General features: G+C 50.2%; 1 protein-coding gene. It reads left to right on the top strand.

What is annotated here, in order from left to right; all coding sequences use genetic code 11:
- Window positions 1–35: 35 nt before the first annotated feature.
- The coding region (locus tag MM817_RS16380; RefSeq protein WP_241717114.1) for an ATPase, T2SS/T4P/T4SS family at window positions 36–843 on the top strand (808 nt) is incomplete at its 3' end.

The raw sequence follows: 843 nt of genomic DNA, 5'->3' as shown, positions 1-843 counted from the left end.
GTCGATTCTACACGCCATCCAAAGGGGGCTTGATCATGGATACCTTGGACACCTTGCAGACGTATCAAGAAAAACTGTACCAAGCGGTGTTGCATCACCCCGTCTATGGGAAAAGTGCTCATGCTCGCAGTGAACTGTACACGTTTTTATTGACCCAAGCGACGGAACCTGCCACCTTTGTGCCTGTTTCACAACGAGAAGCGGTCATTTCTAGCTTGCTCAATGCTTGGTATAGCTACGATGCGATTCAATCAGCGATTGACGATCCACTCGTGACCGACATTCACGTGATGGGTGATCGTACCGTTTTGCGTAAGGAAGGCCGATTGATGGAATCCACAGAATCGAGGTTTGCCAACGATGATCGCTTAGTGGAATTTGTGAAAAGAAAGCTAGAAAAAACACCGTTTTCGTACAGCCTTGCGGATCCTGTCACCGATGCCATGTTACCCGAAGGGTACCGTTTGAACGTCATCGGAGGTCAGAACACAGGGTATAGCGTGGTGGGCGACGATCACCGGATCGAAACGGCGACGATGGCCACCATTCGTAAACCGATCATGCCCTTTCGCATGGAACAGTTGATACGCCTTGGCATGATGAATCAGGAATTAGCTGATCTGGTGAAAGGGATGGCGATTGTGGGTGATTCCTTTGTGATTGCAGGCGGTGTCGGTTCAGGGAAAACCACGTTGCTCAATGCACTCACCGAATACATGGATGGATACATCAATTGTGCGATTGAAGAAATGGGAGAAATGGTCCCGCTCTCGAACTGGTGGATTCGTCTCACGGATCGCATGGGCAATGCTCAGGGAATCGGAGCGATCACGATGGAGCGCA

The sequence above is a fragment of the Sulfoacidibacillus ferrooxidans genome, assembly GCF_022606465.1.
GTDB lineage: Bacteria > Bacillota > Bacilli > Alicyclobacillales > SLC66 > Sulfoacidibacillus > Sulfoacidibacillus ferrooxidans.
Note: the sequence above shows the minus strand (reverse complement) of the source record. Positions and strands in the feature narration are given on the sequence as shown.